Origin of the sequence: Mesorhizobium sp. CA6 (assembly GCF_020165035.1) — a bacterium.
In the GTDB taxonomy this organism is placed as follows: Bacteria; Pseudomonadota; Alphaproteobacteria; order Rhizobiales; family Rhizobiaceae; genus Mesorhizobium.
In genome coordinates, this window is sequence record NZ_JAIUHI010000022.1 from 63,607 (window position 1) to 82,801 (window position 19,195).

At 63.9% G+C, this 19,195-nt stretch carries 18 protein-coding genes; 9 read left to right on the top strand and 9 right to left on the bottom strand.

Annotated elements, in window-relative coordinates; all coding sequences use genetic code 11:
* Positions 1 to 136: 136 nt before the first annotated feature.
* The 3 genes from rho to hemE form a co-directional block, all read right to left on the bottom strand.
* Positions 137 to 1,402 (bottom strand): transcription termination factor Rho, encoded by a 1,266-nt coding sequence (gene rho / locus LB526_RS26190; RefSeq protein WP_095769513.1) that lies wholly within the window; start codon positions 1,400 to 1,402, stop codon positions 137 to 139.
* Between the two features lie 177 nt (positions 1,403 to 1,579).
* Positions 1,580 to 2,134 (bottom strand): protoporphyrinogen oxidase HemJ, encoded by a 555-nt coding sequence (gene hemJ, locus LB526_RS26195; protein WP_224630293.1) that lies wholly within the window; start codon positions 2,132 to 2,134, stop codon positions 1,580 to 1,582.
* Positions 2,131 to 3,159, bottom strand: coding sequence for a uroporphyrinogen decarboxylase (hemE, locus tag LB526_RS26200; protein ID WP_224630294.1), 1,029 nt, complete (start codon positions 3,157 to 3,159; stop codon positions 2,131 to 2,133). Before hemE ends, hemJ begins: the two co-directional genes overlap by 4 nt.
* Positions 3,160 to 3,653: 494 nt before the next feature.
* Here hemE and LB526_RS26205 point away from each other — a divergent pair, with 494 nt between their 5' ends.
* The 7 genes from LB526_RS26205 to yihA all read left to right on the top strand — a co-directional run bounded on the left by LB526_RS26205 (position 3,654) and on the right by yihA (position 9,223).
* Positions 3,654 to 4,475, top strand: a complete 822-nt coding sequence (locus tag LB526_RS26205; RefSeq protein ID WP_095769510.1) for a pyruvate, water dikinase regulatory protein — start codon at positions 3,654 to 3,656, stop codon at positions 4,473 to 4,475.
* Between the two features lie 355 nt (positions 4,476 to 4,830).
* Positions 4,831 to 5,430 (top strand): Maf-like protein, encoded by a 600-nt coding sequence (locus LB526_RS26210; RefSeq protein ID WP_224630295.1) that lies wholly within the window; start codon positions 4,831 to 4,833, stop codon positions 5,428 to 5,430.
* Positions 5,423 to 6,256, top strand: a complete 834-nt coding sequence (locus LB526_RS26215) for a shikimate dehydrogenase (RefSeq protein WP_224630296.1) — start codon at positions 5,423 to 5,425, stop codon at positions 6,254 to 6,256. The genes LB526_RS26210 and LB526_RS26215 overlap by 8 nt, the downstream gene beginning before the upstream one ends.
* Positions 6,256 to 6,849, top strand: a complete 594-nt coding sequence (coaE, locus tag LB526_RS26220; RefSeq protein ID WP_224532436.1) for a dephospho-CoA kinase — start codon at positions 6,256 to 6,258, stop codon at positions 6,847 to 6,849. Before LB526_RS26215 ends, coaE begins: the two co-directional genes overlap by 1 nt.
* Positions 6,850 to 7,042: 193 nt before the next feature.
* A complete protein-coding gene (dnaQ, locus tag LB526_RS26225) occupies positions 7,043 to 7,747 on the top strand; it encodes a DNA polymerase III subunit epsilon (protein WP_140546255.1) in 705 nt (234 codons plus the stop codon).
* A 154-nt stretch (positions 7,748 to 7,901) separates the two neighbouring features.
* Positions 7,902 to 8,540, top strand: a complete 639-nt coding sequence (locus LB526_RS26230; protein WP_224606718.1) for a CatB-related O-acetyltransferase — start codon at positions 7,902 to 7,904, stop codon at positions 8,538 to 8,540.
* 14 nt (positions 8,541 to 8,554) lie between these two features.
* Positions 8,555 to 9,223 carry a ribosome biogenesis GTP-binding protein YihA/YsxC gene (gene yihA / locus LB526_RS26235; RefSeq protein WP_224608994.1) on the top strand — a complete coding sequence of 223 codons (669 nt, stop codon included), beginning with the start codon at positions 8,555 to 8,557 and terminating at the stop codon, positions 9,221 to 9,223.
* Between the two features lie 31 nt (positions 9,224 to 9,254).
* Here the strand turns inward: yihA and LB526_RS26240 are convergent, their stop codons facing one another.
* Positions 9,255 to 11,723: a DNA translocase FtsK gene (locus LB526_RS26240; protein ID WP_224608997.1), complete on the bottom strand. Its 2,469-nt coding sequence runs from the start codon at positions 11,721 to 11,723 to the stop codon at positions 9,255 to 9,257.
* 230 nt (positions 11,724 to 11,953) lie between these two features.
* A complete protein-coding gene (locus LB526_RS26245) occupies positions 11,954 to 12,652 on the bottom strand; it encodes a TetR/AcrR family transcriptional regulator (protein ID WP_095769503.1) in 699 nt (232 codons plus the stop codon).
* Between the two features lie 132 nt (positions 12,653 to 12,784).
* Here LB526_RS26245 and LB526_RS26250 point away from each other — a divergent pair, with 132 nt between their 5' ends.
* Together LB526_RS26250 and LB526_RS26255 are read left to right on the top strand one after the other, a co-directional pair.
* Entirely contained in the window at positions 12,785 to 13,978 is a 1,194-nt protein-coding gene (locus LB526_RS26250) for an HlyD family secretion protein (RefSeq protein ID WP_224630297.1), read from the top strand.
* 118 nt (positions 13,979 to 14,096) lie between these two features.
* Positions 14,097 to 15,710: a DHA2 family efflux MFS transporter permease subunit gene (locus tag LB526_RS26255; protein WP_411968178.1), complete on the top strand. Its 1,614-nt coding sequence runs from the start codon at positions 14,097 to 14,099 to the stop codon at positions 15,708 to 15,710.
* 533 nt (positions 15,711 to 16,243) lie between these two features.
* Here the strand turns inward: LB526_RS26255 and msrB are convergent.
* The 4 genes from msrB to LB526_RS26275 all read right to left on the bottom strand — a co-directional run bounded on the left by msrB (position 16,244) and on the right by LB526_RS26275 (position 18,997).
* Positions 16,244 to 16,747 carry a peptide-methionine (R)-S-oxide reductase MsrB gene (msrB, locus tag LB526_RS26260; RefSeq protein WP_140845337.1) on the bottom strand — a complete coding sequence of 168 codons (504 nt, stop codon included), beginning with the start codon at positions 16,745 to 16,747 and terminating at the stop codon, positions 16,244 to 16,246.
* Positions 16,748 to 16,980: 233 nt separating this feature from the next.
* Positions 16,981 to 17,538 carry a fasciclin domain-containing protein gene (locus LB526_RS26265; RefSeq protein WP_224630298.1) on the bottom strand — a complete coding sequence of 186 codons (558 nt, stop codon included), beginning with the start codon at positions 17,536 to 17,538 and terminating at the stop codon, positions 16,981 to 16,983.
* Between the two features lie 206 nt (positions 17,539 to 17,744).
* Entirely contained in the window at positions 17,745 to 18,461 is a 717-nt protein-coding gene (locus LB526_RS26270; protein WP_224606759.1) for an anti-sigma factor domain-containing protein, read from the bottom strand.
* On the bottom strand, positions 18,458 to 18,997 hold the full coding sequence (locus LB526_RS26275; RefSeq protein ID WP_095769497.1) for a sigma-70 family RNA polymerase sigma factor: 540 nt from the start codon (positions 18,995 to 18,997) through the stop codon (positions 18,458 to 18,460). Before LB526_RS26275 ends, LB526_RS26270 begins: the two co-directional genes overlap by 4 nt.
* Positions 18,998 to 19,195: the final 198 nt, after the last annotated feature.

The following is a 19,195-nucleotide window of genomic DNA, read 5'->3' on the forward strand; positions in this document are numbered from 1 at the left end:
GCCGAAGGCGACGGATGAGGGGTGCTCCAGGGAAAGCCAGCGTCTCACTCCGCTGGAGCACCCCTCATCCGTCTCGGCGCCAACGCGCCGATCCACCTTCTCCCACAAGGGGAGAAGGAGAAGGGCATCGCCCCAATCACGTATTCATCGAATCGAAGAAGTCCGCGTTGGTCTTGGTCTGCTTGAGCTTGTCGATGAGGAACTCGATCGCGTCGGTCGTGCCCATCGGCGCGAGGATGCGGCGCAGCACGAAGATCTTCTGCAGGTCCGCGCGCGGCACAAGCAGGTCTTCCTTGCGGGTGCCCGACTTGAGGATGTCCATCGCCGGGTAGATGCGCTTGTCGGCCACCTTGCGGTCGAGCTGGATTTCGCAGTTGCCGGTACCCTTGAACTCTTCGAAGATGACTTCGTCCATGCGGCTGCCCGTATCGATCAGCGCGGTGGCGATGATGGTCAGCGAGCCGCCTTCCTCGATGTTGCGGGCGGCGCCGAAGAAGCGCTTCGGGCGCTGCAGCGCGTTGGCGTCGACACCGCCGGTCAGCACCTTGCCGGATGACGGCACCACGGTGTTGTAGGCGCGGCCGAGACGCGTGATTGAATCCAGCAGGATGACCACGTCGCGGCCATGCTCGACCAGGCGCTTGGCCTTCTCGATCACCATCTCGGCGACCTGAACGTGGCGCGCTGCCGGCTCGTCGAAGGTCGAGGAGATCACCTCGCCCTTCACCGAACGCTGCATGTCGGTGACTTCCTCCGGGCGCTCGTCGATCAGAAGCACGATCAGATAGCATTCCGGATGGTTGGCGGTGATCGAATGGGCGATGTTCTGCATCAGCACCGTCTTGCCGGTGCGCGGCTGCGCGTTGATCAGCGCGCGCTGGCCCTTGCCGATCGGCGCGACCAGGTCGATCACGCGCGGCGAGATGTCCTTGGAGGTCGAATTGTCGATCTCCATTTTCAGCCGCTTGGTCGGATAGAGCGGCGTCAGGTTGTCGAAGTGGATTTTGTGCCGGATCTTCTCCGGGTCGTCGAAATTGATGGTGTTGACCTTGAGCAGCGCGAAATAGCGCTCGCCCTCTTTCGGGCTGCGGATCGGTCCTTCGACCGTATCGCCGGTCTTGAGCGAAAAGCGCCTTATTTGCGACGGCGAGATATAGATGTCGTCGGGACCCGGCAGGTAGTTTGCGTTGGCTGAGCGCAGGAAGCCGAAACCGTCCTGCAGCACCTCGACCACGCCTTCGCCGATGATCTCGACGTCCTGGGCGGCGAGCTTCTTCAGGATCGCGAACATCAGCTCCTGCTTGCGCATGACGCTGGCGTTCTCCACCTCGAGCGTCTCGGCATAAGCGATCAGCTCCGGCGGCTTCTTGTTCTTGAACTCTGCGAGTTTCATTTCTTGCATTAGATAGACTCTGGGTAGGCTTTGGAGAGGGAAATCGGCTGGATGCGACAAATGTCGGGCGCGGCCGAAAGCGAGAAAAGGGGCGGCGCATGACGGGAAGGAAGACCCGTCTTGTATCGTCGCTCGACTGAAAGAGCAAGCCGCCTTTTGCTGGGCCTGGCCGGATCCGGGAAAGCCTCAGAACGGCTTCACGACGACCAGGATGACGATGACGATCATCAGCAATGTGGGGATCTCATTGACGATCCGCCAGTGCCTCGCCGGCTTTTCGTTCTTGTCCTCGGCAAATTTCCTGACCGCGCCGGCGAGATAGCCATGCAGCCCCGACAAAATGAGCACCAGCGCGATCTTGGCGTGCAGCCAGCCGCCCTGGAATCCAAAGCCTTTCCAGGCAAGCCAAAGCCCGAACACCCAGGTCGCGGTCATCGCCGGATTGATGATCCCTCTGAGCAGCCGGCGCTCCATCACCTTGAAGGTTTCGGACTGCACCGAGCCCCTTTCGGCATCGACATGGTAGACGAAGAGACGCGGCAAATAGAGCATGCCGGCCATCCAGGAAATAACCGCAATCACATGGATCGCCTTGGCCCACGGATAGAAGCTGTCAGGTGCCGCGAGATAGAGCAGCGCCGTCAGCACGACGAGCAGGGCAATGCCGATCGCCATGCGCTTCATCGCCTGGCCAGTGCTGTTCTCGTTGCTCGCGCTGTTCTCGTTGCTTACATCCCTCATTGCCGGCTTCTCACCATTTTCACCATCGCCTCGACATGCGCCACCGGCGTTTCCGGCGTGATGCCGTGGCCGAGATTGAAGATCAGCGGCCCGTCACCCAAAGTCCTCAGGATTGCCTCGACGCCGTCAGAGAGCGCCTTGCCGCCGGCGACCAGGCGCAACGGATCGAGATTGCCTTGCACCGCTCCGTCGCGCTGCAGCTCCTTCGCCATCGACAGCGGCACGGTCCAGTCGAGACCGAGACCGGCAATGCCGGTCTTTCTCCTGTAATCACGATAGCGCTCGCCCGCGCCCTTCGGGAAACCGATCACCGGCACATCGGGGTGAACCGCCTTCACTTGGGCGACAATCTCGGCCACCGGCTCGACGCAGAAGGCCTCGAAGGATGGCTCGTCCAGCACGCCCGACCATGAATCGAAAATCTGCACCGCATCGGCGCCGGCCTCGATCTGGCGGATGAGATAGGCGGCCGAACGATCGGCCAATATCTTCAGAAGCCGCGCGAAGGCCTCGGGCTCGCGATAGGCGAATAGCCGGGCAGGGCCCTGGTCGGGCGTGCCGTGGCCGGCGATCATATAGGTCGCCACCGTCCATGGCGCGCCGCAGAAGCCGAGCAGCGTCGTCTCATCGGGCAGTTTCGCCCGCAGCCGGCGCACGGTCTCGTAGACCGGTTCGAGATTCACGTGAAACATGTCGCCGTTCAGCGCCGCAATCTCGGCCGCCGAGATCGGCTTCAGGACCGGTCCGCGGCCCTCCTCGAAGCGGACGTCCCGGCCCAGGGCATTGGGCACGACGAGAATGTCGGAGAACAGGATCGAGGCGTCGAAGCCGAAGCGCTCGATCGGCTGCAGCGTTACCTCGACGGCAAGGTCCGGATCGTAGCAGAGATCGAGGAAGGATCCCGCTCGCTTCCTGGTCTCGCGATACTCCGGAAGATAGCGGCCCGCCTGACGCATCATCCAGAGCGGCGGCGGTGAAACCGTCTCGCCCTTGAGGACGTCGAGCACGATCCGTTTCCCAGCCATCCTGCGCTGCCCTCTCTACAGCGCCGCGCGTCCTTAGACGCGCAAAGGACGCTGTAGCGCTTTCATTTAGCGCATGATCCTTTCCGAACCTCTGGTTCGGGGTCATGCGCGCTCCTCTTAAATCAAATATCTATTTTAAAAGAGTCTTCTGATTCTAAGAGTCTGTTGGTTGTGATGGTTGCGACCTGTCCAGCCTGCGGCTCGAAAAGGCCAGTCAGCATATTGTCGCGTACTCGCTTTCGCAATTTGGAGGGCTCTGGGGACGAAGCGGATTCCAGCTTTGGAGTCAAAAGCTTGGACTTACCGGTCCGAACCTCGCCCTGTGGATGAGATCGGCCAAGAAAACTTGATCCCCGGTTTTGTCCCCAGCGCCGCGACAAAGCCTACAGCGGGTCGAATTGTGGACAAGCGGCCATCTGATACAGTCGCCTCCTTGCCCAAGGCTTGCCCATCCAGCCTTGTCCACAATTGCCCACAGCCTGGACCCATTCCCTGTGAACAAACCTCAGAGCTTCTTCCATCTGCATCTAATCTCCGACGCCACCGGCGAGACGCTGCTGGCGGCCGGCCGCGCGGCGTCCGCGCAATACAAGGATGCGCGCGCCATCGAGCACATCTATCCGCTGATCCGCACGGAAAAGCAGATAGCCAAGGTCTTCGAGGACATCGAGGAGGAGCCCGGCATCATCCTCTATACGGTGGTCGACCAGAAGCTGGCGCGCTCGATCGATGAGCGCTGCGCTGCCATGGGCCTGCCTTGCGTCTCGGTGCTGGAACCGGTGCTGACCGTCTTCCAGTCCTATCTCGGCACGCCGGCCGGTCGCCGCGTCGGCGCCCAGCACGTGCTCGACGCCGAATATTTCCGCCGCATCGATGCTTTGAACTTCACCATGGAACATGACGACGGCCAGCTGCCGGCCAATATGGACGATGCCGACATCGTGCTGATCGGCATTTCGCGCACCTCGAAGACGCCGACCAGCATTTATCTCGCCAATCGCGGCATCAAGACCGCCAACATCCCGATCGTGCTCGGGGTGCCGCTGCCGGAAAGCCTGATCGCCGCCAAGACGCCTTTGGTCGTCGGCCTGGTCGCCACGGCCGAGCGCATCTCGCATGTGAGGCAAAACCGCATCCTCGGCAACAGCGCCGCCTTCGTGCCGACCGACTATGTCGACCGCGCCGCGATCAACGAGGAGCTCGCCTATGCCCGCCAGCTTTGCACGCGGCATGGCTGGCCGATGATCGATGTTAGCCGCCGCTCCATTGAGGAAACGGCCGCGGCTATCGTTGCCCTGCGGGGCAAGACGCGCTAACGGAGACTAAGCCGGATGAAGGTGGACCTGCCGCCGCCGCCGAATAGATCGAAAAGTCACGACGGATCCCATGTCTCGGAGATTGGCCGAAACCTCCATCGCTTCGTCATCCTAGGGCGGAGCAAGGAGCGGAGCGACGCAGCGTAGACCCTAGGATTCATGCCGGGACGCCAAAGTGTTGCGACGGTGCAGAATTCTGCTCCGCTGCGCTCTTCGAGCGAGGGAACGGAATGGATCCTAGGGTCTCCGCGACGGAGCTTCGCTCCTGCTCCGCCCTAGGATGACGAAGTTCGTAAGGGCTTCGCCTTCAACTTGCCGGATCAGCAGCGTGAAGGAACTAATCAGGTAGTACATCATGGCCGAGAAAATCATCCTCGCTTCGGGCAGCCCGTACAGGAAGGCGATGCTCGTCAGCGCCGGCCTCGACATCGAGGCGGTGCCGGCAAATGTCGACGAGCGTGCGCTCGAGGCTCCGCTGAAGGACAGCGGCGCTTCGCCCGAGGACGTCGCGTCGATCCTGGCCGAGGCCAAGGCGACCGAGGTCAGCGAGCGCAAGCCGGGCGCCCTGGTGCTCGGCTGCGACCAAACCCTGTCGCTGGGCGACGAGATTTTTCATAAGCCCGCCGACATGGAAGGCGCCCGCCGCCATCTCCTGGCCTTGTCCGGCAAGACGCATCAGTTGAACAGCGCCGCGGTGCTTTGCCGCGACGGCGCAGTGCTGTGGCGCCATGTCGGCGTCGTGAGCCTCACCATGCGCAAGCTCGACCCCGGCTTCATCGGCCGGCACCTGGCCCGCGTCGGCGCCAAGGCGCTTTCCAGCGTCGGCGCCTATCAGATCGAGAGTGAAGGCATCCAGCTGTTCGAGAAGATCGAGGGCGACTATTTCACCATCGTCGGCCTGCCGCTGCTGCCGCTGCTGAAGGAGTTGCGCGCATTGGGAGCCATCGATGGCTGAGAAAAAGGCCTTCGTCACCGGACATCCGATCGCCCATTCGCGCTCTCCGAAAATCCACGGCTACTGGCTGGCCAAATACGGCATCGACGGCAGCTATGAAGCGATCGACGTCGCGCCGGCGGATTTCGCCGCCTTTCTGAAATCTCTCGGCGAGAACGGCTACCGCGGCGGCAACGTCACCATTCCGCACAAGGAGGCGGCCTTCGCCGGCGTCGCCCGCCGAGACCATGCGGCCGATGAAATCGGCGCGGTCAACACGTTGTGGTTCGAGGATGGCATTCTGTGTGGCGGCAACACGGACGGCTACGGTTTCGCCGCCAACCTCGATGAGCATGCGCCGGGCTGGGCGGCCAATGGGCCGGCCGTGGTTCTGGGCGCCGGCGGCGCCTCCCGCGCGGTCATCCACGCGCTGAAGGAGCGTGGCGTCAAGGATATCCGCATCGCCAATCGGACGCTCGCGAGAGCCGAGGAACTCAGCCGCCATTTCGGTGCCGGGGTCTCGGCGCATGGCGCAGGCGCGCTCAGTGAGCTGCTTGCCGATGCCGGCCTGCTGATCAACACCACCTCGCTCGGCATGCATGGTGACGCCACGCTCTCCGCCGATCCGGCCGGCTTGCCGGACCATGCCATCGTCACCGACATTGTCTATGTGCCGTTGGAAACGCCCTTGCTTGCCGCCGCTAGGGCGCGCGGCCTGAAGACGGTCGATGGTCTCGGCATGCTGCTGCATCAGGCCGTGCCAGGGTTCGAACGCTGGTTCGGCAGGAAACCCGAAGTGACGCCCGAATTGCGGCGCATGATCGTCGCCGACATCGAGGGCCGTTGATGATCGTGCTTGGCCTCACCGGATCGATCGGCATGGGCAAGTCCACCACGGCGAAAATGTTCGCCGAGGCCGGCGTGCCGGTGCATGATTCCGACGAGACCGTGCATCGCCTTTATTCCGGCAAGGCCGCCCCTCTGGTCGAGGCGGCTTTTCCGGGCACGACGCAGGTGGGCGCGGTCGACCGGGTCAAGCTCGCCGAAAAAGTGCTCGCCGATCCGGCCGCGCTGAAGCGGCTCGAGGCAATCATTCACCCGCTGGTGCGCGCCGACGCCGATGTGTTTCTCGCAAAGCATCGCGCCGCTGGCGCGCGGCTTGCCGTGCTCGACATCCCGCTGCTGTTCGAAACCGGCGGCCGCAACCGTGTCGACAAGGTCGTGGTCGTCACCGCGTCGCCCGAAATCCAGCGCGAGCGCGTGCTCGCCAGGCCGGGCATGAGCGAGGAGAAGTTTTCATCCATCCTCGCCAGGCAGGTGCCCGACGCCGAAAAGCGCCGCCAGGCCGATTTCATCATCGATACCGGCCATGGCTTCGACGCCGCGCGAAAGAGGGTCGAGGCGATCGTCGCCGAACTCTCAGGGGAAAAGTCCGGCTAAGCCGGCTCCTGACATTACAGCGCCGCGCCCGTTCGGACGCGCAAAGGACGCTGTAACGCTTTGATTTTGCGCATGAACCTTTTCCCAAAATCGATTCCGATTTTCGGAGGTCAGGCGTTAGGCCTTCGCCAGTCTCCATTGCCATTTTGTTCTGGTGTATGATTCTGCTCGTTTGGGAAGCGAACTGATTCGAATGCGTGAGATCATCTTCGATACGGAAACCACCGGCCTCGATTTGCGCGACGACCGCATCATCGAGCTTGGCGGCGTCGAGCTGGTCAACCGCTTCCCGACCGGCCGCACCTTCCACAAATTCATCAATCCGCAGGGGCGCGCGATCCATGCCGAGGCGCAGGCCGTGCACGGCATCAGCGCCGCCGACCTGGTCGGCAAGCCGACCTTCGCCGAAATCGCGCAGGAATGGCTCGACTTCACCGACGGCGCCCGGCTGATCGCCCACAACGCAACCTTCGATATCGGCTTCCTCAATCTAGAATTCAGCCGGCTTGAGCAAGCTGCCATCGATCCCGGCCGCGTGGTCGACACGCTGGCGCTGGCGCGCCGCAAGCATCCGATGGGACCGAACTCGCTCGACGCGCTCTGCCGGCGCTACGGCATCGACAACACCCGCCGCACCAAGCACGGCGCGCTGCTCGACTCCGAATTGCTGGCAGAGGTCTATATCGAGCTCATCGGCGGCAAGCAGGCGGCGCTGGTGCTGGAGTCCGTGGCGGTGCACATGAATGGCGCCGGCGAGGTGGCCGATATCGACATCTCGATCGGCGCCCGGCCGATCGCCCTGCCGCCGCGGCTCAGTGAAACGGATCGGGCGGCGCATGCCGGGCTGGTCGCGACGCTCGGCGAAAAGGCGCTGTGGCTGAAAGTGGCGGTGGGTTGATCGGGCGCTATTCGCGCTGACGTTGGAGACAGCGCCCTTTCCAATCCGATCGCGATCTGTCGCGGCAGCCATTGAACGGTTGGTCCCGTCGAAGGATCGCGTTAGTTTGACCGCGCGCGCCGACCGCGCCCAAACCCGCCCGCAAAGGACCGCGATGACCGGACCCAATCCCAACGTCAAGCATCCGATTGCGATGCATCCGCGCGTCGGTTTCCTGAAGGGACTGGTGACGTCGACCAACATCGAGATCGGCGACTTCACCTATTACGACGACCCCGACGGTCCCGACAAATTCGCCGAGAAATGCGTGTTGCATCACTACGACTTCATTGGCGACAAGCTGATCATCGGCAAGTTCTGCGCCATAGCCGAAGGCGCGCGTTTCATCATGAACGGCGCCAACCACGCCATGTCGGGCTTCTCGACCTATCCGTTCAACATCTTCGGCCATGGCTGGGAGGAAGGCTTCGACCCGCAGACCTGGTCGAAGGAGATCCGCGGCGACACCACGATCCGCAATGACGTGTGGATCGGCATGGATGCGGTGATCATGCCGGGCGTGACGGTGGGCGACGGCGCCATTGTCGCGGCGAAATCGGTTGTCACGCACGACGTGCCGCCTTATGCGATCGTGGCCGGCAATGCGGCCAAGGTGGTGAAGATGCGCTTCGACGAGTTCACGGTGCGGCGGCTGCTCAAGGCAGCCTGGTGGGACTGGCCGGTCGACAAGATCAGCCGCAACCTCAACGCCATCCGCGGCGCCGACATTTCCAGGCTGGAGGCGGCGGTTTGAGCGCGCCCGAAAAAATGACAAACGTCAAAACGCCGAACGAAACGGCGATCAGCCCGGAGCTGTTCACCCGTGGCTGGGTCTTCATCCGCGGCGTGCCGTCGATGAAGTTCCTGCCGCCGGAAGGGCCGCCGGAGATCGCCTTCGCCGGCCGTTCCAATGTCGGCAAGTCGTCGCTGATCAACGCGCTGGTCGGGCATAAGGGCCTGGCGCGCACCTCGAACACGCCGGGCCGCACGCAGGAGCTCAACTATTTCGTGCCCGACGGCTTTTCCGGCGAGGGCGCCGACCTGCCGCCGATGGCGTTGGTCGACATGCCGGGCTACGGCTATGCCAGCGCGCCGAAGGACAAGGTCGATGAGTGGACCAAGCTGATCTACGAGTATCTGCAGGGCCGCGTGACGCTGAAGCGCGTCTATGTGCTGATCGACGCGCGCCATGGCATCAAGGCCAAGGACGAGGAAGTGCTGACCCTGCTCGACAAGGCGGCAGTATCCTACCAGGTGGTGCTGACCAAGACCGACAAGATCAAGGCCGCGGGCGTGCCGAGGCTGATCGAGGAGACGCTGGCCAAGATCAAGAAGCGGCCCGCGGCGTTTCCACTGGTGCTGGCCACCTCCTCGGAAAAAGCCGAGGGCTTGGACGAGCTGCGCGCCGCCATCGCCCTGGTAGCGAACGGCGGCTGACGCCGCCCGCCAGGGGACCGATCCCTCAGGATCAATCCATCTCGTCGCGTTCCGGCTCGCGATCGCGCCGGCCGCTGAGGATCTCGCGCTTGCCGACATGGTTGGGAGCGCCGACCAGGCCTTCCTTCTCCATGCGCTCGACCAGCGAGGCGGCGCGATTGTAGCCGACGCCGAGGCGGCGCTGGATGTAGGAGGTCGAGCACTTCTTGTCGCGCTTGACCACCTTGACGGCTTCCTCATAGAGCGCGTCGCCATCCTCCTCGGCCATCGCGCTTTTGTCGAAGACCGGGCCTGTGTCGGCCGCTTCCTGTTCCTCTTCCTCGTCCGCGGTGACGGTGTCGAGATATTCGGGACGTCCCTGCGCTTTCAGATGCGCCACGACATGCTCGACCTCGACATCGGAAACGAAGGGGCCATGCACGCGCGAAATGCGCCCGCCGCCGGCCATATGCAGCATGTCGCCCTGGCCAAGCAGCTGCTCGGCGCCCTGTTCGCCGAGGATGGTGCGGCTGTCGATCTTCGACGTCACCTGGAAGGAGATGCGGGTGGGGAAATTGGCCTTGATGGTGCCGGTGATGACGTCGACGGATGGGCGTTGCGTCGCCATGATCAAGTGGATTCCGGCGGCGCGCGCCATCTGCGCCAGCCGCTGGATGGCGCCTTCGATCTCCTTGCCGGCCACCATCATCAGGTCGGCCATCTCGTCGACGATGATGACGATGTAGGGCATCGGCGCGAGGTCGATCGCGCGCTCCTCGAACAGCGGCTCGCCGGTGCCCCTCTCGAAGCCGGCCTGCACCTGCATGGTCACGACCTCGCCCTTGTCGCGGGCGCCTGCCGCGCGCTGGTTGTAGCCGTCGATGTTGCGCACGCCGAGGCGCGCCATCTTGCGGTAGCGGTCCTCCATCTCACGCACCGCCCATTTCAGCGCCGTGACGGCCTTCTTGGGATCGGTGACGACCGGCGTCAGAAGATGCGGGATGCCGTCATAGACGGAGAGCTCCAGCATCTTGGGGTCGACCATGATGAGACGGCATTCCTGCGGCTTCATCCTGAAGAGCAGTGACAGGATCATGGTGTTGATGGCGACCGACTTGCCGGAGCCGGTGGTGCCCGCCACCAAGAGATGCGGCATTTTGGCGAGCTCGGCGATGACCGGTTCGCCGCCGATCGTCTTGCCGAGGCCGAGCGCCAGCTTGCAGGAGGTATTGCGGAAGCCGGCCGAGCCGATCAGCTCGCGGAAATAGACGGTCTCGCGCGTCTCGTTGGGCAGCTCGATGCCGATGACATTGCGGCCCGGCACCACGGCGACACGCGCCGATACAGCCGACATGGAGCGGGCGATATCGTCGGCGAGCCCGATGACGCGGCTGGATTTCACACCCGGCGCCGGCTCGAACTCGTAGAGCGTGACGACCGGCCCCGGCCGGACATGGATGATCTCGCCCTTGACGCCGAAATCCTCCAGCACGCTTTCGAGCAGATCGGCATTCTGCTCCATCCGCTCCTGCGACATGTAGAAGCCCTGGCCCTCGGGCGGCATCTGCAAGAGCTCTTCCGAAGGAAGCTCGTAGCCGCCCATCGCGGATAGCGGCTCGACCTCGCCGGCCATGGGCAACGATGCTGCCTGCCTGGCTTTCCTGGCGCTTGCCGGGGCGGAGATCGGCATGGGCTTGGCAGGCGCCGGTTGGGCCGCCGCCGGAGCTGGCACGGGCGCCCAGATCGGACTTGCCTCCGCCGTATTGGAGCGCCATTCGATGACCCGGTAAAATGACGTCGCCTCGCCCGGGAAGGCGGCACGGGGCTGGACGGGTTGCGCGGCCGGACGCTGCGCCGGCACCGGCTGCATCAATGGCTGCGCCGGAACGGCAGGCGCCTGCCCCGTCTCGTTCAGACGCGCCCGCGCCAGGCGCTCGGCCAGGAAAGGCATGCCGAACTCGAAAAAGGCATGATCGGAAAGATAGGACCAGCGCAATCCGCTCAGGCGCGGTTTTGGTGTCGGAGCAGCAGCCTGGCTCGGCGCGGCCGCTGCGGCCGGGACGATGGCAGGGGCAACAGTGGCTGGTGCGCGGGCCGGCCTGGTTTGCATCGGCGCCGAGGCGGGAGCGGCGGAACTTTTCCGGACCGGAGCGGCTGGCGGCGGAGCCGGAGGCGCAGGCCGGACGGGCTCGGTGGCGGATGCCTTGCCCTGAGCGGCATCCTCCGGCGGAGCGGCCCGCCTGGCGAGGTCGGTGTCCGGCGTGCGCGTGAAACGCACATTGGGCGCAAGGAAGAAATAGTTCTGCCAGGCGGGGAGGCCGAAATCGTCGCCGGCCGAGTCGCCGGCCGATTCGGATGCACTACGAGCGGCGGTCGATTCGGCCCCGGGCAGGACTCGCAGCGGCACGACCTGCCCTGCTTGCGGGACCGCGCCATGGCGCCCGGTTTCCCGCGGATTGCGATGTTCGTCGTCGCTGTCGTGGGCTGAGGCGCCGGGATGATTGGCACGGGGGAAACGCATGGATGTCATACTCGAGACTCGCCGATTGAACGTCTCCCGAGACATAGGAAGCGATGGTTAACAGGTTCTTCCGAAAGCGCCTGCCGGACGAAGCCGATCGATATTTTGAGAGGGGGGTCTTCAGGCCGGTCTTCGCGGTCGAGGCAGACCGCACCGATGGATTTCGCGGCGACGCCTCGCGACCCCTTCAGCTTCGCCCTTTGCGCTCTGGAATCCGCATGCCCGAACGGTCAGGCCGATTGCAACGCCCGTTCCTCGGCGAAGAATTTTTCCGTGGCATAGGCCTTGAGAAACACTTCGACGCCGGAGGTCACGACGTGCTCGATCTCCGCCTGGCTCGGCGCTTTGGTGCGATAGGAAAAGATGCACTGGCGAAACAGGCCGGCGAGGCAAAGCTCGGTGAACTGGTAGGCGGCAAGGTCGACGTCGGCGATCTGAAGCAGGCCGCGTTCGACGGCTTCGTTGAGGAAGGCCATGACCTTGTCGTGGCCGCGCTTGGGGCCGCGTTCGTAGAAGCGCGCGCCAAGCTCCGGAATCCGATCGGCCGCGCCGACCACGGTGCGCTGGGCCTGGATGACCTTGGCCGAGGTGATCTTCAGCGAAAGCACGGTGCCGAACTTCACCAGCGTCTTGCGCAGGTCGTCGAAATGGTCGAGCACCTCATACATGTTCTTGAAGATGGTGCCGCGCTCTTCCTCGATGAGCGCTTCGAACAGCTCTTCCTTGTTTTGAAAATAGACGTAGATCGTCCCCTTGGAGACGCCGGCCTCGCGCGTGATGTCGTTCATCGAAGCCGCTTCAAAGCCCTTGTCTATAAAGACGCGGCGGGCGCCCTCGATGATCTGGGCCCGTTTTACGGGATCCTGCCCGGCCGCCGGGCGGCCCTTGCGCAAGTCGAGCAGATCGCTATCGGCTGTCGTGTCGACCATGGAAGTCGTTCCTTGAAAAATATTTCGAACCGCTCGGTTCGATTTCCTCTTGATATGGTCCTCTTTCCGCGCTATGTCAATCTCCAATTCGAACCGAACGGTTCAGTATGACTGACATCCAGAGAGATCGCTATGTCCTCGAACGCGCCCGCCACCGCCGAAGTCCGCTCTTTTCCCAACGCCAAGGTCCAGCCTTCGACCGAAGCGCCGGAAGTTCCTGTCCAGCCCGCCGCTCCCGTTGCGACGCCGGCGGCTGAAGCACCCGCCAAGAAGCAGCGCTCTGTCCGCTCTTTCCTGTTACCGATCATCGGCCTTGCCCTGCTCGGCGCCGGTTCCTGGTATGGGTATAACTATTGGACCGACGGACGGTTCATGATCTCCACCGACGACGCCTATGTCCAGGCCGACATGTCGTTCGTGTCGCCGAAAATATCCGGTTATATCGACAAGGTGCTGGTGAGCGAGAACCAGCAGGTCAAGGCCGGCGATCCGCTGTTCGTCATCGACAATGGCGACTACAAGATCGCCGTGGCGCAGGCCGAGGCGCAGATCGCCACCTTGGCGAAGACGCTCGACCGCATCGATGCCCAGACCAAGGCCGCCCAGGCCTCGCTGTCGCAGGCCCAGGCGCAGAAGGTCGCGGACCAGGCCGCCGCCGACAATGCGGCGCGCGCCCAGGTGCGGGCGGCGCAACTCGTCAAGACCCATGTCGGCACGCAGGCCCAGCTCGACGACGCCCAGACCGCGCTCGACCAGGCCAAGGCGGCGCTTGTCGGCGCCGATGCGCAGATCGCGGCGGCGCAGGCCAATATCGGCGTGCTGGAAGCGCAGCGCGCCGAGTCGGCCTCCACGCTCGCCTCGCTGCAGCTCACCCGCGACAAGGCCCTGCGCGACCTGTCCTTCACCGTGCTGAAGGCTCCCTATGACGGCGTCGTCGGCAACCGCTCGGTCGAGCAGGGTGATCTCGTCAGCCCCGGCCAGAAGCTCGCCGTCGTCGTGCCGATGGACAAGCTCTACATCGTCGGCAACTTCAAGGAGACGCAGCTCGGCCGGATGATGCCTGGCGAGAAGGTCCGCATCACCGTCGACGCTATCGACGGCCAGACCTTCGAAGGCACGGTTTCCTCGCTGGCGCCGGCTTCGGGCGCGGTGTTCTCGCTGCTGCCGCCGGAAAACGCCACCGGCAACTTCACCAAGGTGGTGCAGCGCGTGCCCGTGCGCATCGACGTGCCGGCCGACGTGCTGAAGGCCGGCAAGCTGCGCGCCGGGCTGAGCGTCGTCGTCGCGGTCGACAGCCGCACCGCGCCGGCTTCGACGACCAACTGATTGGGGGGGCGGCCCGGCGGCCGATTGAGCGCCGGGCCGTCCAGCCTGCCTTATCGTTTTCGACGCAATTCGGGACCGCCACGCGCTTGTCCCGGGAATTGCCCAGGGAGGCCATGACATGGCAACCGCAACCATCACCGCAGGATCAATGCCCGGACGTCCGGTCGCTGCCGCGCCGGCCCTGCCCGCGGACCATATGCCCGTGCGCCGCGTCGTCGCCTTCCTGGCGATGGTGTTCGGCATGTTCATGGCGATCCTGGACATCCAGATCGTCTCGGCCTCGCTCTCGGAAATCCAGGCGGGCCTGAGCGCCAGCTCCGACGAGATCCCGTGGGTGCAGACCGCCTACCTGATCGCCGAGGTGGTGATGATCCCGCTGTCCGGCTTCCTCAGCCGCATGCTGTCGACGCGCGTGCTGTTCACCACCGCGGCGGCCGGTTTCACCGCGGCCAGCGCGCTCGCCGCGACCGCCACCAATATCGACCAGATGATCGTCTACCGCGCCATCCAGGGCTTTATCGGCGGCGGCATGATCCCCAGCGTCTTCGCGGCCGCCTTCACCATCTTCCCGCCTTCAAAGCGCGCCGTCGTGTCGCCGATGATCGGCCTGGTGGCGACGCTGGCGCCGACGATCGGCCCGACGGTGGGCGGCTATATCAGCCACGCCATGTCCTGGCACTGGCTGTTCTTGATCAATGTCGTGCCGGGCATCCTGGTGGCGACGGCCGCTTGGTCGCTGATCGACTTCGACAAGCCCAACCTGAAACTGTTCTCGAAGTTCGACTGGTGGGGCCTGGTCGGCATGGCCGCTTTCCTCGGCTGCATGGAATATGTGCTGGAGGAAGGCCCGAACCATGACTGGCTGCAGGAGCCGGCGGTGTTTGCCTGCGCCATCATCATGACCATCGGCGGCGTCATCTTCTTCTGGCGCGTCTTCACCGCCGAGGAGCCGATCGTCGACCTGAGGGCCTTCAGCAACGTCAACTTCGCCTTCGGCTCGCTGTTCTCCTTCGTCGTCGGCATCGGCCTCTACGGGCTCACCTATCTCTATCCGGTGTTCCTGGGGCGTATCCGCGGCTACGATTCGATGATGATCGGCGAGGCGCTGTTCGTCAGCGGCCTGGCGATGTTCTTCACCGCGCCCGTTGCCGGCATCCTGTCGAACAAGATCGACCTCAGGCTGATGATGATGATCGGCTTCGTCGGCTTCGCCACCGGCACCTGGTGGATGACGCATCTCACGGCCGACTGGGATTTCTATGAGCTGTTGATCCCGCAAATCCTGCGCGGCTGCTCGATGATGCTGTGCATGGTGCCGATCAACAACATCGCGCTCGGCACGCTGCCGCCGGAACGGCTGAAGAATGCGTCGGGCCTGTTCAACCTGACCCGCAATCTCGGCGGCGCCGTCGGCCTCGCGGTGATCAACACGGTGCTGATCGACCGCAACGCCTTCCACTATGCGCGGCTCTCCGAGCATGTGCAGTGGGGCAGCGAGGCGGCGCAGACCAAGCTGCAGAACATGACGCAGAATTTCGGGCAGACCGCCGGTCTCGACGCCACAAGCGCTGCGATCTCGAAACTGTCCGGCATGGTGCACCAGCAGGCGGCGCTTTTGTCCTTCATGGACGTGTTCATGATGCTGACGGTGCTGTTCGCCTCGCTCGGATTTTTCGTGCTGTTCATCAACAAGCCGGCCCCGCAGGGCGGCGGTGGCGGCGGAGGCCATTGAGGAGCCGGAACCCCCGCCTGGCTTCCTCAACGCGTGACCCCGGAGATCGTCACCGATTTCCGGGGTCATTCTTTTTGGAGAGATTGAAAGCGACTCTTTGTTTTGACGCAATTCCGGACGGAAAACCGCTAGTGGCACTGCACAGGGATTTTGACCGGTCGGCTCTGTTTGCATTGGCAGGCGGCATGCGTTGGAGATTGGCCGAAATGCCCACCCCGTCGTCATTCTAGGGCGGAGCGGGAAGCGAAGCGTACCGCGTAGACCCTAGAATCCATGCCGTTACCTTCGCCAAGGAGTGCAACGAACAAAATTCTGCACGGTGGCGGCACTTCGAAGTCACGGCATGGATTCTATGGTCTGCGCCGCGTCGCTTCGCTCCTTGCTCCGCCATAGAATGACGAGGTTGGGGGCGGCCTCAACCAATCTCCGGCGTTTGCGCTGATTTCACGCAAATGAACGGAAAATCTTGCATCAAGACAAACGGCAACCTTAAAATCCCTGTGTCGGGGACTAGACACTTTTCCTGGAATTGCTCAGGCTGAAGCCGGCTTGAAGCTTAGCGCCACGCCGTTGATGCAGTGGCGCAGGCCGGTGGGCGGCGGGCCGTCATCGAAGACATGGCCGAGATGACCGCCGCAGCGCCGGCAATGGACCTCGGTGCGGGTCATGCCGAGCGAGCGGTCCTCGGTCTTGCCAATGGCGTTGGGGATTTCCTGCCAGAAACTCGGCCAGCCGGTGCCGGAATCGAATTTGGTCTCCGACGAATAGACCGGCAGGTCGCAGCCGGCACAGGCGAAGATGCCCTTGCGATGCTCGTTGAGCAGCGGGCTGGTGCCGGGATATTCGGTGCCTTGCTTGCGCAGCACATCGAAGGCCTCGTCCGAAAGGATGGCGTGCCATTCGGCATCGGTCTTGGTGATTTCGAACGTCTCGGCGGCGAGAGCGGGCTTCGGTCCGCCGGCACGCAGCATCGCTGCGGATCCGACGATGAGAGCGGTGGCGGCGGCCCCGCTCCAGAGAAAATCGCGACGGTTCATGGCCGTTCCTCCTGACGCATTTTGCCAAGATAGAGCCCGGGCCGGAAATCAAAAGCCGGTGACGCTCCATCTCCTCGTTCGAGCAATTCCGGACAGAACCTTCCTGGAACGCTCCGGATGCTGCTCCGCGCCGCCCTTGCGGGACGGACGCGGAGCACACCCCTGCCGGCGGCGCGGATCTTGAATGATGCGGCCAGCGCTCAGCCATGTCTTCGCCGGCCAGGCCCGCTTTGTTACATCTTCGGCAAGAGAACCTTGTCGATGACGTGGATGACGCCGTTCGACTGGCGGACATCGGCGATGGTGACATGGGCGACATTGCCGTTCTCGTCGGTGACGGTGACCTTGCCCTTCTCCGCCTTCACCGTCAGCTCGCAGCCGCCGACCGTCTTGACCTGGTGGGCGCCGCCATCGGCCTTGGCCATCTTGGCGACGTCGGCGGCCAGCGCCTTGGCGGCGACGACATGGCAGGTCAGCACCTTGGTCAGCTTGTCCTTGTTCTCGGGCTTGAGCAGCGTGTCGACCGTGCCGGCCGGGAGCGCCGCAAAGGCCTCGTTGGTTGGCGCGAAAACGGTGAACGGACCGGCGCCCTGCAGCGTGTCGACCAGGCCGGCGGCCTTGACGGCGGCGACCAGAGTTGTGTGGTCCTTCGAATTGACGGCATTCTCGATGATGTTCTTCTTGGCATACATCGGCGCGCCGCCGACCATCGGATTGGCAGCGTAGGCAACGGCGCCGAGCGCCGAAAGACCAAGTGTAGCGGCAAGCAAAAGGGTAGCGAGTTTACGCATGGTGTCAGTCTCCTCGGGTTATTTTCTTCCCGTCCTTGGGAACGCGAGGAGATACGGGTCCGAAAAACGTTAGTTTCACGAAGGGCGCGATTTTTTATTCCGGTGCTTTATTGCGTCTGCGTCACTGATGGCGGCAGCGAAATTTTCCCGCCTAGAAAGGGCAGGATATAGACTTCAGTTAGTCTTCGGTAACCGGCTGACCAGGGTCAGATGCCCTTCAGGTCACCCGCGGCGACGACCGGACCGGTAGGCTGGCCGGTCGGCGAACCGCCAGAGGGCTCGAGGCTGACGGCGAGCACGGCGCCTTGCGCCAGCTTCCGCTGGACGGCCGGCGTGACCGCCATGCGCGCGGTCGGGCCGGCGGGGATGACACCCATCGAAACCGGCGCGTTCTTGCCCTCGATCATCCACAGCTCGAAATCCTTGCCGGCGCCGCGGTCGCCGGAGACCAGCGACAGGCCGACCTCATGGCGGGCGGCGTCATAGACCGCAAGATATTTGACGTTGCTGTTGTCGGCGGCCAGAGAGGCGACCAGCCTGGTCTCGGGCGGCTGGACCGGCGGCCTGACGTAAGGCAGGGCGACATAGACGGCCAAAGCGGCGATGGCCGCGGCGGCGAGGCCGCGCCAGAAGGCGAGGCTCGCCCACAGGCCGCCGCTGGGCGCCGTGGACGCGGACGACGCGAACAGGCGGCGGTCGATTGCCACTTTCACGGAAGCCGGCGGCTCGACCGCGGCATAGGCGGCGGCCATGGGCGCGAAATGGGCTTCCCAGGCGTCGACCAGGCGGGCGAACGACGCCTCGGCATCGATGCGACGGGAAGCGATCTGGCGCTCGTCGGCTGCCAGGACACCGAGAACATATTCGGCGGCGAGCAGGTCGTCGCCTCCACGTTCCGGTCCGTTGTCCTCTGCCAGCGTCATCTTTCCAGGCATTCTCTCAGTTTCAGCAGGCTTCGCCGCAGCCAGGTCCGCATCGTGTTCAGCGGAACCTTGAAGCGCTCCGCCAGCTCGGCATAGCTCTCGCCGCCCAGATAGGCGCCCCGGACGGCTGCCGCCCGGTCTTGCTCCAGTTCGTCGAGGCAATGGTAGATGCGTTCGGTCTCGCCGCCCGCCACAGCCATGGCCTCGGGTCCCGGCGCCGGATCGGCGACGTCGAGGGCCGTATCGATGTTGGCAGAAGGACTGCGCCGCGACCGGATGCGATCGATCGCATGATTGCGCGCAACGGCCACCAGCCAGGAAATCGGGCTCAAATCGGAAACCGCGAAACGATCCGCCTTCGTCCAGATTTTGACGAAGACCTCCTGCAGCGCTTCTTCCGCATCACCCCGGTCCCTCAAGACACGAAGGCAGACGCCGAAAAGTTTCCCGCTGGTCTGCTTGTAGAGCAGATCGAACGCCGCCCGGTCCTTCATCGAAGTCCGGACGATCAGCTTGCTGATATCCTGCGGCGCCATGCAGGCAAATTAGAAGATTGCGATCTAATTGCAACGGCGGCGGAAGCGTTGTCCACCAGCGGCCACGGGCCGATCCTACGCGGCTCGATGGAGAAGCTTTCAGGACGGCTGAAGCGGCGGGCTGAAGCCTCCCAACCTCGTCATTCCAGGGCGGAGCAGCCGCGCAGCGGCGTCGCGAAGACCCTGGAATCCATTCCG